The sequence below is a fragment of the Dysgonomonas sp. Marseille-P4361 genome (assembly GCF_900343125.1).
Taxonomy (GTDB): Bacteria; Bacteroidota; Bacteroidia; order Bacteroidales; family Dysgonomonadaceae; genus Dysgonomonas.
Window position 1 is genome coordinate 583687 of record NZ_OPYL01000001.1, and the last position, 13500, is coordinate 597186.

The 13500-nt window shown below is 35.7% G+C and carries 10 protein-coding genes; 8 read left to right on the top strand and 2 right to left on the bottom strand.

The window, feature by feature from the left end; genetic code table 11:
• Nucleotides 1-14: 14 nt before the first annotated feature.
• From DHU68_RS14315 to DHU68_RS02445, 7 genes are all read left to right on the top strand, one after another.
• On the top strand, nucleotides 15-140 hold the full coding sequence (locus DHU68_RS14315) for a hypothetical protein (RefSeq protein ID WP_255412419.1): 126 nt from the start codon (nucleotides 15-17) through the stop codon (nucleotides 138-140).
• Nucleotides 141-230: 90 nt separating this feature from the next.
• Nucleotides 231-1265, top strand: coding sequence for an ABC transporter permease (locus DHU68_RS02420; protein WP_108821359.1), 1035 nt, complete (start codon nucleotides 231-233; stop codon nucleotides 1263-1265).
• Between the two features lie 174 nt (nucleotides 1266-1439).
• Nucleotides 1440-2561 (top strand): ABC transporter permease, encoded by a 1122-nt coding sequence (locus tag DHU68_RS02425; RefSeq protein ID WP_160111052.1) that lies wholly within the window; start codon nucleotides 1440-1442, stop codon nucleotides 2559-2561.
• Nucleotides 2554-4065 (top strand): TolC family protein, encoded by a 1512-nt coding sequence (locus DHU68_RS02430; RefSeq protein ID WP_255412420.1) that lies wholly within the window; start codon nucleotides 2554-2556, stop codon nucleotides 4063-4065. The genes DHU68_RS02425 and DHU68_RS02430 overlap by 8 nt, the downstream gene beginning before the upstream one ends.
• Before the next feature lie 44 nt (nucleotides 4066-4109).
• Nucleotides 4110-5471: a sigma-54 dependent transcriptional regulator gene (locus tag DHU68_RS02435; RefSeq protein ID WP_108821361.1), complete on the top strand. Its 1362-nt coding sequence runs from the start codon at nucleotides 4110-4112 to the stop codon at nucleotides 5469-5471.
• A gap of 4 nt (nucleotides 5472-5475) precedes the next feature.
• Nucleotides 5476-6777: a PAS domain-containing sensor histidine kinase gene (locus DHU68_RS02440; RefSeq protein ID WP_108821362.1), complete on the top strand. Its 1302-nt coding sequence runs from the start codon at nucleotides 5476-5478 to the stop codon at nucleotides 6775-6777.
• Between the two features lie 39 nt (nucleotides 6778-6816).
• A complete protein-coding gene (locus tag DHU68_RS02445; protein ID WP_108821363.1) occupies nucleotides 6817-7719 on the top strand; it encodes a sugar phosphate isomerase/epimerase in 903 nt (300 codons plus the stop codon).
• Between the two features lie 119 nt (nucleotides 7720-7838).
• Here DHU68_RS02445 and DHU68_RS02450 read toward each other — a convergent pair whose 3' ends face one another.
• On the bottom strand, nucleotides 7839-9002 hold the full coding sequence (locus DHU68_RS02450) for an FISUMP domain-containing protein (protein ID WP_160111053.1): 1164 nt from the start codon (nucleotides 9000-9002) through the stop codon (nucleotides 7839-7841).
• Nucleotides 9003-9322: 320 nt separating this feature from the next.
• Here DHU68_RS02450 and DHU68_RS02455 point away from each other — a divergent pair, with 320 nt between their 5' ends.
• Nucleotides 9323-11065 (top strand): helix-turn-helix domain-containing protein, encoded by a 1743-nt coding sequence (locus DHU68_RS02455; protein WP_160111054.1) that lies wholly within the window; start codon nucleotides 9323-9325, stop codon nucleotides 11063-11065.
• Nucleotides 11066-11130: 65 nt separating this feature from the next.
• On the opposite strand, the gene DHU68_RS02460 is transcribed toward DHU68_RS02455, so the two are convergent.
• Entirely contained in the window at nucleotides 11131-13464 is a 2334-nt protein-coding gene (locus tag DHU68_RS02460; RefSeq protein ID WP_108821366.1) for a GH92 family glycosyl hydrolase, read from the bottom strand.
• Between the last annotated feature and the right edge of the window lie 36 nt (nucleotides 13465-13500).

The following is a 13500-nucleotide window of genomic DNA, read 5'->3' on the forward strand; positions in this document are numbered from 1 at the left end:
AAACAGATCATATTATGTATAAAGTATATTTTAAACAAGCAATAGAACTACTGAAGCAAAACAAATTTATAAGTACTATTTCCATAGCAGGAACAGCTTTGGCTATTATGATGGTAATGGTGTTGATTGTTGTTGATTAGGTTAAAAATGCAGATATAGCTCCCGAAAGTAAGCGTAGTGAGTTTTTACAGATTGATTTTAGAAAGATAAAGAAGAAAAAATATAATTCAATGAGTGCTGGTCCTCCCCTTTTCGATCATGTCAGAATATTAAGAGAGGAAATTAAATCTGCTGATAATATAACAGCTACAGATGGAATAATTATGAACTATATAGGAAAGACTGTTCGGACAAAAGATTCTAAACTAAGAATCTCTATGGATGTGAGGAGTTCAGATGCCAATTATTGGGATTTTTTTTCTTTCAAATTCTTAGCAGGAAAGCCATTTACTCAAGCAGATTTTAATTCGGGTCTTAAAAAGGTTGTTCTAAATGAAAGTATGGCTAAAGAAATTTTTAAAAAGGAAGAGGCTATTGGGCAAAAGATTCGGATAGATGTTGACGAATATACAGTAATCGGTGTAGTTAAGGATGTATCCAAAGCTTTCAAAAATGCATATGCTCAAGCATGGATTCCTTATACCAGTGTTGAAAATTTTGAGGAAAGATTAAACTTTCAATGCTTTTTTCTGGTGAATCCCTCGAAGGTTGAAGATGTTAAAAAAGAAGTAAGGAACATAGAAAAAGAATGGGATCAAACTAACGAAGATTCAAATATCACTTTTATAGGTCCATTTAATAATAGAGAGTCTCTGTTGAATGTATGGGAGTTCGAGAGCGATAAGAAGATAACAAATAGACGCATCGCTTTCTTATTCTCCATATTATTGCTTATTCCTGCTATTAATTTATCGAGTATAAGTCTTTCCAGAGTGAGACGTCGTATGGAAGAAATAGGAATTCGTAAATCGTTTGGAGCAAAAAGGCATACAATCCTTATTCAGGTATTATATGAGAATTTCATTACTTCTGTATTGGGGGGAATTATTGGTCTTATTCTATCCTTTTTTGTTGTCTCATATATGAAAGAATGGCTTCTAGATGCTACTGATACAAATGGGATTCCCTTAAATGCATTGATTTCTGTACCTGTAGTCTTTGCTGTCTTAATAGTGAGTTTTATTCTTAATTTACTTTCATCAGGTATACCCGCCTGGCGTGCAGCCAATATGAATATTGTAGATTCTCTTAATCGTAAAAAATAGACTGTTATGATACGACATCTTTTTAAAATAATTTGGGCTGAACGCCAAATAAATTTTTGGATTCTCATCGAACTTATGTTGATATTTTGCATTATCTGGTTTTGTTCAGATTATCTGACTTTTATGTTTCGGCGTTATATTAAACCGGTTGGTTTTGATATAGAGAATACATATATGATAGAATTTTCTCAGAATGAGAGGAAAGTCGCAGAACTTATGAACGAAACAGGTAAAACCCGAGACGAATTGGCTATTGATTTTGGATGGATTGCTTATGACAGAATTAAGAATAATGCAAGTATAGATAAAATAGCGGTAAGTAATAATGCATTTCCTTACAATACAGGGATGAATATGTCCGAAACTTTCGTAAATGATGACACTATACCCGTAAAGGGTACAGTGGCAGATCGCTCAGTTTCCCCAGAGTATTTTGATGTTTTTAAAATTAAATTTGAAGAAGGTCAGGCGTTTGCGTGGAGCGATTCGGAACGTAAAATTGCAATAATAAATGGAGATGAAAGGGATTATATTGGGGGACATCATGTTAATGATGTGGATAAAATAGTATATAAAAATAGAGCAGAAGAAGATGTGATATATAATGTTGTTGGGATAGTAAATAAAATAAAAAGAGACCCTTTCTATCCTTACGAAAACGAAGTTTATACATTATTCGATAGAAATATGATGAAATACTTAGGGCTTGGAAGTGTCAATATTTTTGTGCGGATAAAAGAAGGGATCGATAAAGATGCTTTTATTGAAACATTTTCAAAAGATATGTCTGATCAGTTAAGTATAGGACCATTGTACCTAAAAAAAGTTACTCCTTTTGATATTATTAAAAAGAAGTATATGCTTTGGGAAAATTATGATAATAACTTCAAAAGTATAGGTGCTATTTCCTTATTTTTATTAATAAATATTTTTCTGGGAATTATTGGGACATTTTGGTTTCGAACTCGCGAACGGAGGAATGAAATAGGGCTTCGTATGGCTATTGGCGCAAGTAAAAGAAGTATGATTGGAATATTTATTGGAGAGACTTTATTATTAGGAACAATCGCATCCGTTTTTGGGTTTATTATAAGCTTAAATGTTGGAATGGCTGATGTCTTAAAGGACATAGGGGTTCCTGTGCCTGAGAGGCTTGTTCAGAAAGATTGGTTACAATATGTTATTAACCTATGCGTTACCTTTTTTATATTGGTTGTTGTAAGTTCCTTAGCAGTATGGTATCCGGCAAATCAGGCTTCGGAAACACAGCCAGCTATAGCATTGCGTGATGAGTAGAAGAAAGGAGGTACTTATGTTATTAAATAGGTTATATATTTTTGTGCTTCTTGTTGGAATATCGGTGCTGTCTCAAGCTCAGGACACAATTCGTATAACATTGAAGGATGCGATTATACGAGCTTCACAAGAGTCGGTGGATGCAGTAGGTGTGCGTAGTGAATACATTTCTAGCTATTGGCAATACCGTACTTATAAATCCGAACTGTTGCCCGAGGTAACAATGACAGGGACATTGCCCTACTATTCCAAATCGTATAATCCGTATCAGTCAGAGGATGGAAGTTATAAATATGTTAGTAACGATTATAGCCAGATAGATTTAGGTTTATTCATCACTCAGAATATTCCGCTTACAGGTGGAAAAATATCGGTAGAGAGTAGCATACAACGGTTGGAACAATATGGGGATAATTCATTTACTCGATACAAAAGTATTCCTGGAGCTATTACATTAGAGCAGCCCATTTTTGGCTTTAATCGTGTAGGATGGATGCGAAAGATAGAACCAATAAAGAAAAAAGAATCAGAGCAAAAATTAATTGCTGATATAGAAGATATTGCACATACAGTTGTAGAATACTATTTCGATCTGATACTGGGGAAAGTAAATTTAGATATAGCTGTTCAGAATCTTGCAAATAGTTCAAAAGTGTATAGTATTGCTGAAGCAAGACGAACAATAGGACAAATCTCAGAAAATGAACTTTTGCAACTGAGGGTTTCTTTGTTGAATGCAGAATCTGCCTTTACAGATGCTCAGTTATCTTTAAATGCACGCATGTTTCAGTTAAGGTCGTTTCTGGGATATGGAGAAGACGTTGTTCTGGATGCAATTTTGCCAGAGTTTAGTACAGACAAAGTTCCAGAGTTATATTATCCAAAGGTGTTGACTGAGGCCTTGGCTAATAACTCCTTTACGCTGAATGTACAGAGAAGAATGTTGCAGGCTTCACAGGGAGTGAGTCAGGCGAAAGCTGATCGGTGGAATTTTACTCTTTTTGCATCGTTGGGTGTTTCAGGACAGGAAGATAAAGTTTTACACGCATATGAATCACACAATATGCGTAGTAACCAGATTGTAGAAGTAGGGGTGAAACTTCCTATATTGGACTGGGGAAAGAGAAAGGGAAAGGTAAAAATAGCAGAAGCAAATAGGGATGTTGTGCAGTCCAGATTGGATAAAGAACAAATGGATTTTAAACAAAATATCTTTCTTGCTGTTCAGAATTTTAATAACCAATGGAAACAATTAAAAATAGCAGAAGAAGCTGATAAAATTGCGAGACAACGTTATGATACATCGGTTGAGGCTTTTATCTTGGGAAAAATAGATGTTTTGAATCTTAATGATGCACAAACGTCAAAGGACATTGCTCGAAGGAATTATATAGAACAGGTTTATGCTCTTTGGTCGTATCATTATCAAATACGAGGTTTGACCTTATATGATTTTATTGAGGGCAGGGCTTTGACTGTCAATTATAATGATTATTTAAATTAATAATACGGTATTATTGATTATTTTTATCGTAATAAAGAAATGATATGATTCTGATTTGTGATGATGATAAAGCAGTACGTTCTTCTTTAGAGTTGGTACTAAAGCGTGCTGGATATGATGTCGTACATGCTTCTACCCCTGAGGAGGCTATTGATATTGTTCGTGCTGACAATATTCAGTTGATATTGATGGATATGAACTATACATCGAGGACAGATGGATTGGAAGGCTTGACTTTATTGAAGCAAGTGAAGATATTTAAGCCTGATGTGCCAGTTATTTTAATAACAGCATGGGGATCAATCAACTTGGCTGTTAAAGGAATACAAGCTGGTGCTTTCGACTTCATCACAAAACCTTGGAATAATCTTGCTTTATTAAAGTCAGTAAGCACAGCCCTTGAATTGAATGAAAAGGATGATATACACCATAGTAAAGCATCAAAAGATTGTCTCTCTACACGAATTATTTCAGATAAAATAATCGGAAATTCTCCTCTTCTGAAAGATCTCTTTACAACAATTGAGCGTATTGCTAAGACCAATGCTCCGGTTCTAATTACCGGAGAGAGTGGGACGGGTAAGGAATTAATCGCAGAAGCAATTCATGAGAACAGTAATCGTAATAAGGAGGCTTTTGTAAAGGTAAACTTAGGAGGAATCTCTCAATCCCTCTTCGAAAGTGAAATGTTTGGACACAAGAAAGGAGCATTTACTGATGCGCAATATGATCGCATAGGGAGATTTGAACTTGCAGATAAAGGGAGTATTTTCCTCGATGAATTAGGAGAATTAGATTCCGTTTGCCAGGTTAAGTTATTGAGGGTATTACAAGACCAGACGTTCGAAAGACTCGGCGAAAGTAAGCAGAAACAAGTTGATGTAAGAATTATAAGTGCAACAAATCGAAATCTCGCAGAAATGGTTGTTGATGGATCTTTTCGCGAAGATTTGTTTTATCGCGTGAATCTGATAACAATTCATCTACCTGCCCTTCGGGAAAGAATTGAAGATATACCATTACTTGTAGATCATTTTATGCGTAAACAAGTTTTACTGAATCACTTGCCCAATATAGAGGTATCGGCAGAAGCAATACAGTTCCTAAAGTCTCTGCCTTATCCGGGGAACATAAGAGAGCTTAAAAATATAGTTGATCGAACTGTTCTTATCAATAATAAGAAGGTGTTGACTGACATTGATTTTAAAAGTCAATATATTGAATTACCCAATGTGATTTCTGATAGAGTAGGAGCGAATTCTTTGGAAGATATGGAACGGCAAATGATAATAAAGACAATGAGGAAATACGGGGGAAACCTTACAAAAGTAGCTGTTGCCCTAGGTTTGACAAGGCAAGCTCTATATCGTCGTATCGAAAAGTATAATTTAGATACAAACAACTGAATGTATGAAATCTAAATTATTCTTTATTCTTCCATTCATTATAGTCTGCGGTATATTGGTTTATTGTGGTTTCCTTTTTTTTGATACAAATAGGACAATATTTTATCTTATAGAAGGGGGTACAGTTTTGTCAATCATACTGTTTGTGTTAGTTTATAAAAGATTGGTAAGGCCATATCAGATTTTGGTTGATAGTATAGATATGTTGCAAGGTCAGGATTTCTCTAGCAGATTGCGTCCGGTAAAAAATGATGAAGCAAACAATCTTATCGATATTTTTAATCAAATGATGGCGCAATTAAAGAATGAAAGATTAAGTGTAAGAGAAAAAAATCACTTTCTCGATTTGCTCATCAATGCATCCCCTCAGGGAGTAATTATTCTTGATTTTGATTATCGTGTAACTTCTATAAACCCCGCTGGAGAACGTATTCTGGATATAAAGAGTTTAGAAGAGATAAAAGGCAAGAGATTTGTTGAGACATCCATTCGTCTCTGTCATCAGCTTGCCAATCTAACTCCTCAGAAGGAGACGATTATAAAAACGAGTGGAGCCAATTTATACAGATGTACTCTATCCTCTTTTATTGACAGAGGTTTTCCTCATCCATTTATTTTAATTGAGGAGTTAACTCATGAATTGTTTACAATTGAGAAAAAATCGTATGAGAATGTTATAAGGATGATGTCTCATGAGGTAAATAATTCAATAGGGGCAATAAACTCCACACTGGAAGTTGTTGCGGATATCAGCGATGAAAACGATCAATTCGAAGATATATCTCTTGCAGTAAAAGCCTCATATGAAAGAGGAAAACACTTAGCAGAGTTTGTAAGTAACCTTGCCGATGTTGTTAAGATACCCAAACCCTACATATCTAAAGTAAACCTGAATGAGCTAGTAAAAACAGTTTCTAATTTTGTATATTCCGAATGCTCTAAACGAAATATAGCTTTGGATTTAAATTTACCTTCTAGAGATATATTGGTGAAAATAGATGGGATTCAGTTTGAATATATACTGCTTAATATTATAAAGAATGCATATGAAGCAATTGACCATGATGGAACGATAAGAATAACGATAGAAGAAAATCCTGCTAAGCTTATAATAGCAAATGATGGACCTAGTTTGTCAGAAGAATTAGTGCAAAATTTATTTACCCCATTTTATACAACAAAGTCCGAAGGGCAGGGAGTTGGTTTAATGTTTGTTAGAGAGGTTCTTTTAAATCATGGCTGCAAATTTGATTTTTATAGTGAAGGTGGATGGACTAAATTTGTTATCAATTTATTTTCCAATTAATATTATATTTGCAGGTCTAACTTATCAATACATGAAAATATGAAATACTTATCTAAGATTTTTATAATCATTCTCTGTTTTGTAATGGCAGGCTTTTCTTGTTCGAATAAACCTCAGACTACAAAACAAGGTGAATCAGAAAATGCCGAAGAAGGAATCAAAAAAGCAGAGAAGCATGGAATATATCTTGCTATACAATCGTATTCTTTTCATCGTTTCTCTTTAGTAGAAGCCTTAGACAAAACGAATGAATTAGGTATTAACTACATCGAAATATTCCCCGGACATAAATTGGGCGGAAAATGGGGAGATAAAGTTTTTGATTTTAATATGGATGCTGAGACTCGAAAAGAGATTAAAGAATTAGCGAGATCTAAGGACATAAAAATAGTGGCAACAGGAGTGTTTGTTACAGAAAACGCGGAGGATTGGGAGAAAATGTTCCTTTTTGCTAAAGATATGGAGATGGAATTTATCACTTGCGAACCAAGACTGCAAGACTGGGACTTGGTCGAATATTTATCCAATAAATATGCAATTAAAGTAGCTGTACATAATCATCCACAACCTTCGGACTATTGGAATCCTGATCTGTTACTTAAGGCAATATCCGAGCGAAGTGAAAATATCGGTTCTTGTGCCGATGTAGGGCATTGGAGACGAGAAGGATTGGATCAACTCGATTGTTTGAAGAAACTTAAAGGTCGCCTAATGTCTTTCCATTTTAAGGATATAGCGGAAAAAGAAGAGGGGGGCATTGAGCAGCATGATGTTATTTGGGGGACAGGTATTCTCGGTGTTAAAGAAATGCTAAGAGAACTAAAAGATCAGCAATTTAAAGGGTATCTATCCATAGAGTATGAATATAATTGGGATAATTCTGTCCCTGATATTAAGAAATGCATTGAATTCTATAATGCGGCAGCCCTTGAAATCTTTTAGGGAGGCTGTATAAAATATATAAAAAATATAAGGGATTATCTATTTGGGGGTGTTTGTCCCAAGTGTAGATAATCCCTTTTGTTCTCTAATCTTAAGTTTGTAGTGGTTGCCTATCTTTGTTAGTCTTTTTTGCAACGCACTGGTATTTGACTAAATAAAGGAATTGGAAATATAGTAGCAGCATATACACCAGCATCGAATGTGATAACTCGCTTTGAATTTGTGCCCTGCCCCCAATCAGACATATGGAAATAAGCTCTTTTACCTACCTCAAGTACTGTGCCATCTGTATGCCTTCCTAATAAATGAGCATCGAATCCCCCTTGCTCTCTCGAACGGCTTTTTCCATTAGGTGTAGTTTTCGAAGACTGCATATTATAGCTAGTATTTGCTCCTATCTTGCTATGAGCATATGGGCAAGGGTTTGCTTGTAGTACCGCCACTAAAAGTTGAAACTCTGCATAAGATGGTATATGCCAGCCTTCTGGACAAATCCCTTGTTTGTCATCACCATCCCCCAATTCGTTTGGAGGATAATCAGGGTCAGTCGATTTTATTCGCGCAGCTGCAACCCAATTATAAATATATCCATAATGAGGGTTTTCGATAAGCTCATTCTGGTCATTTAATGGATACCAATACCTCGCTTTTACATCATAATCTTCATGTCCATAAGCTACACCCTTTCTCAACGAAAAGTCGTCTGTCGTGCCATCAGGCCATCTGTCTGCCCGTAAATTCTCAAGCATCCACCAACCAGCATCTGCTACCTTACCACTTCCACTAGGATCTACTGCTTTAAATCTCCCTACTCTATATCGTTCCGGTTTATCTGGATTTCTATTGTCTATTAGAATATCGGTCTCGCTAGGGAACGGATAATCTTCTCCTATACGTTGCCATTCATTTCCATCCCAAGTATGAACTCCCGGATATATTTCTTCACAAAGGTCCATGTTTATATTATAAACGACTAAGCCCGTGTGCATGGCGTCATCGTCCGTTTTCTTGTTTCCTGTGTTGTTCTTATAGTCTTCGTTCTCGATAAACATAGGATACAAATTATTCATCTCGGTGAGATTTACCCGGGGAAGCATTAACCCTTTGGTGGCAGTAGTATTGCTCGTTTCAGGATCTTCTGCATCATACTGCTTGATGTCTAATAAAGCTCCTTTGTTAGGAGTATTCCCGGAGCCAACTGTTACCTGAGCGTTCAACATTGTTGAACATAGAAAAGAAATAGCTACTATTGATAGAGCTTTAAATAATAATTGTGCGTTCATTTGTGTTACTAATAATATTACTGCATTATACATTTTCTGTTTGTAAAGTTTGCTCTGTTTAGCTGAGGTGCCTGCTGCTGAAAATTAGATTGTAAAATTTGGATCAAAATTAAATGATAAAAAACAAGGGGGAGTCTTGTTCGTTCAAAAGAAGGTCTCATGAGGGCAGTAATAGTATTCTCTGTGCAATTTAACATATCATTCAGGCAAAATGCTTATTGTCAGAGGTTTGTTTTTTTCGTGTTTAGTGTTTATGTTGTTATTAATTTGCGATCTTTATGCCTTGTTTATTTAGATATATGCACACACACGCAGAATTTATGGAACAGATCAAATTTATTATTCTTCCTTTTCTTCTATTTACTATAAGCACTAATATCTTATCTCAGTCATCAACAGAGGCTGATAGTTTATTAAATGAAATTGATAAAGCTAAAGGTGAAAAAAGACTCGAACTGATCTATCAATATTCTTTACTGTATGAAGAGGATAAGAAGTTATTAGAAATTGCTAACTGGTTGGAAAGAGAAGCTATAGATGAAGATAATGATATATACAAAGTAAAGAGTTATTCACATAAGGTAAGATTTTTCTTGTTTGAATCGAATTTAGACAGTGTTTTGTATTATTCTAATAAGATAGATGCCCTCTCTAAAAAAGATGAACAGATTGAAGACTCGAGGTTTTTGGTTCATTATTACATAGCGACGATGTATATCAGCAAGGGGTATTATGATCTAGCTATATATGAATTGAACGAACTTCTGAATAGTAGGGAAAAAAATGATAGGTATGAAGCTATTGCATATCAATGTTTGGGTTTTGCTTATTTTGCTTCCAAGAGGATTGATTTAGCAGAGATTAATTATCGAAAGTCATTGGAAATAATGGAGCAAGAATCTGAGATTTCATCTAATACTTATCCTATTTACTATGGGCTTATAGGTGTGTTGATTCAATTAGAACAATACGAAGAGGCACTAGATATATGTCAGAGGGTGGAGAGTATGATAAAAGAAAATACAGAGAAATTGCCTCAATCCTCATTAGATCTTTTTTTGTATAGATTTTATGTACAACATGTTCATATCTATGTTGCTTTGGAAGATGCGCCTAATGCTAAAAAGTATTTGGATATGGTAGAAGAGTTGCCCCTAGATGGGATTCATGATATATTTCTATCAGAAAAGAAGGCCGTTTATGCATATTATTATTCACAGGGAAAAGATTATAGTAGAGCTTTAAATTATGTTCAGTCAGCATTAGAGCAACTTAAAGAATCAGATTTTGGTACTTCTTTTATTGAAGATCTTACAGAACTAAAAATTGAGACACTGCATAAACTGAAGAGATATGATGAGGCTTTTTTTGAGCAGCAAAAATTTCTGAATTATAAGGATTCTATTTACCAAAAGAATGTGCCTTTACAATTGGCACAACTTTCGATGAATTATGAATTGAAAAAAGCTCAGCTTGAACAGCAAAATCATAAAACGCAGTTGAGCAAAAGCAGATTAATTAATATCGGATTGGTATTTATTATTTGCTTTGGGGGCTTCCTTTTTTATATGAACAGGCGCAATATGAAAACACTTAAAATAAAAAATAAGGTGTTGTATAAGCAATCTTTAGATGTAAAGAAATACATTGATTTCATAAAAGAGTATAGACTGGAAAGAACGAAAGAAACAGAAGATTTTGAGAAGAAAACTTCTTTATTTGAACAGTTAGACGCCTATATGCAAGAAAGTGAAATCTATAAAGATTCAGATATAACAAGAGAGGTTGTAGCTAAGGCTCTTAACACTAACAGACAATATTTGGCTGATGCGATTAAAGCTGAGATGAATATGACTTTTATGGACTATGTGAATGGATATAGGCTAAACTTTGCTCGGAATCAACTCATTATAGATGAATCTGTCCCTGTGAATAATATTATACAAGAAGCAGGTTTCATTTCTAATGCAACATTTTACAGACTATTTAAAGAGAAGTTTGGAATGACACCAAGTGAACTCAGACAGGCTAAGAATGAATTAGAAACTGAGATTATAAAATAGATTATAGATTGTAAACAAAAAAGAGAGGCATATGCCTCTCTTTTTTGTCTTATGCTAAATTTACTTTATTTCTTTTTAGCCTTAGCATTTACTTCTTTCAATTCCTTAGAGAATGAGTAAGGGAAGTCATTGTCATTGATCCCTCTGTTCTTATTTGGTGTTGACGACATTTTGAAGTCGATCACAGCACCATTTCTAAGAAGATCGTGAGTCAGGTAGTTCTTAGTATAGTTCTGACCATTTACATGCATACTCTCCACATATCTTTTCGATTTGCAATTGTTGTCAGCATTGATCACAACTTTATTACCATTCTCAAAGTTTAACGTTGCTTTCTTGAATAGAGGGGAGCCTAATACATATTCGTCTGTTCCCGGACATACAGTATAGAACCCTAGAGCAGAAAGTACATACCAAGCCGAAGTTTGTCCATTATCCTCGTCTCCACAGTATCCGTCAGGAGCCGCAGAGTATAGCTTATCCATTACTTCACGCAACCAGTATTGAGCTTTCCATGGTTCACCTGAGTAGTTGTAAAGATAAATCATGTGCTGAATAGGTTGGTTACCATGAGCATAGTTACCCATATTCATGATTTGCATTTCGCGTATTTCGTGGATTACACCTCCGTAATAGCTATCGTCAAATAATGGAGGTACGCTAAATACAGAGTCCATCATCATGTTGAAGTCGTTTTTACCACCCATCAAGTCAATCAGTCCTTGAGGATCGTGGAATACAGACCACGTGTAGTGCCAGCTATTTCCTTCAGTGAATGCATCACCCCATTTCAACGGATTGAAAGGAGATTGGAATGTGCCATCTTGATTTTTACCACGCATTAATTTATGCTCAGGGTCGAATAGATTTTTATAGTTCATCGCACGTTTAGCGAAGATCTCAATTTCTTTCTTCGGTTTTCCTAGAGCTTGTCCTAATTTGTAGATTGTCCAGTCATCGTATGCATACTCTAGAGTACGAGCTGCATTCTCGTTAATTTTAACATCATAAGGAACATACCCTAGTTTGTTGTAGTATTCCCAGCCTAGACGACCTGTTGAACTTACAGTAGGGTGCACCGCATTTGCTCCATGTACTACACCTTCCCATAACGTTTCGATATCGTATCCGCGAAGACCTTTTAGGTAAGCGTCGGCAACTACAGAAGCAGAGTTGTTTCCAACCATACAGCCTCTGTGGCCAGGGCTAGCCCATTCTGGTAAGAATCCACTTTCTTTGTATGTGTTTGCGAGACCTTCTTGCATCTTCACATTCATTTCTGGGTACATAAGGTTTAGGAATGGGAATAGACAACGGAATGTATCCCAAAAGCCTGTATCTGTAAACATGTGTCCAGGAAGAACTTCCCCGTTGTATGGGCTATAATGCACTACATTGCCTGCAGCATCATATTCGAAGAAGCTACGAGGGAATAATACTGAGCGGTATAGACAAGAATAGAATGTGCGAAGATTGTCAATATTGTCATCTTCTATAACAATACGTCCTAATACTTCGTTCCATCTGTCTCTTCCTTTTTGTGCGATTTGATCGAAAGAATTGTTTCCCAGTTCCTTCAAGTTTAGCTCAGCCTGCTCGTGGCTGATGAAAGAAGATGCTACTTTAGCATGTACAAATTCTCCTTTTTTTGTAGAGAAACCGATAATACCTCCTGCATGATTGTGGTTTGCTTCCAAGCCACCTTCTTTTATAGAGCTGGTTCCTTTTTTATCTTGATATTCAGTTGTAACTGATGCTGTATATGTAAAAGGTTTATCAAAAACGATTACAAAATAGTTTTTAAAGTTTTCAGGAACACCTCCACTGTTTTTGGTTGTATATCCTATGATCTTGTTTTCGCTAGGGATAATTTTTACATATGATCCCTTGTCGAAAGCGTCTACTACTACATATGAATTCTCATTTTCAGGGAATGTGAAGCGGAACATAACAGCTCTTTCTGTCGGAGCCATTTCTGTTACTACATCATGGTCAGCAAGATATACTTTGTAATAGTATGGCTTAGCCACTTCTGCTTTGTGTGCGAACCAGCTTGCACGTTCATCTTGATCAAAGACTGCTTTGCCGGTTACGGGCATAATAGCAAACTGACCATAGTCATTGATCCAAGGACTAGGTTGGTGAGTTTGTTTAAATCCGCGGATTTTGTCGGAGTCATATGTATATGCCCAACCATCTCCCATTTTACCTGTTTGTGGCATCCAGAAATTCATACCCCAAGGCATTGCTATAGCCGGGTAAGTATTCCCAGTTGAAAGGGCATGTTTTGATTGTGTCCCAACCAGCGGGCTGACATAGTCCACAAGCTCTGCTTTTTGGGCGTTTATAGTCCCAAGAAAACAGATAACACTCAAAAATAAAGTTCCAATTTTTTTCATTCTTTTACTCTTAATAATTAATTATGGTTTTAGTTT

Excerpts from the sequence above, each read along its gene's own strand:
- DHU68_RS14315 (WP_255412419.1), top strand. The coding sequence starts at position 15 with ATGTATAAAGTATATTTTAAACAAGCAATAGAACTACTGAAGCAAAAC.
- DHU68_RS02420 (WP_108821359.1), top strand. The coding sequence starts at position 231 with ATGAGTGCTGGTCCTCCCCTTTTCGATCATGTCAGAATATTAAGAGAG.
- DHU68_RS02425 (WP_160111052.1), top strand. The coding sequence starts at position 1,440 with ATGATAGAATTTTCTCAGAATGAGAGGAAAGTCGCAGAACTTATGAAC.
- DHU68_RS02430 (WP_255412420.1), top strand. The coding sequence starts at position 2,554 with ATGAGTAGAAGAAAGGAGGTACTTATGTTATTAAATAGGTTATATATT.
- DHU68_RS02435 (WP_108821361.1), top strand. The coding sequence starts at position 4,110 with ATGATTCTGATTTGTGATGATGATAAAGCAGTACGTTCTTCTTTAGAG.
- DHU68_RS02440 (WP_108821362.1), top strand. The coding sequence starts at position 5,476 with ATGAAATCTAAATTATTCTTTATTCTTCCATTCATTATAGTCTGCGGT.
- DHU68_RS02445 (WP_108821363.1), top strand. The coding sequence starts at position 6,817 with ATGAAATACTTATCTAAGATTTTTATAATCATTCTCTGTTTTGTAATG.
- DHU68_RS02450 (WP_160111053.1), bottom strand. The coding sequence starts at position 9,002 with ATGAACGCACAATTATTATTTAAAGCTCTATCAATAGTAGCTATTTCT.
- DHU68_RS02455 (WP_160111054.1), top strand. The coding sequence starts at position 9,323 with ATGGAACAGATCAAATTTATTATTCTTCCTTTTCTTCTATTTACTATA.
- DHU68_RS02460 (WP_108821366.1), bottom strand. The coding sequence starts at position 13,464 with ATGAAAAAAATTGGAACTTTATTTTTGAGTGTTATCTGTTTTCTTGGG.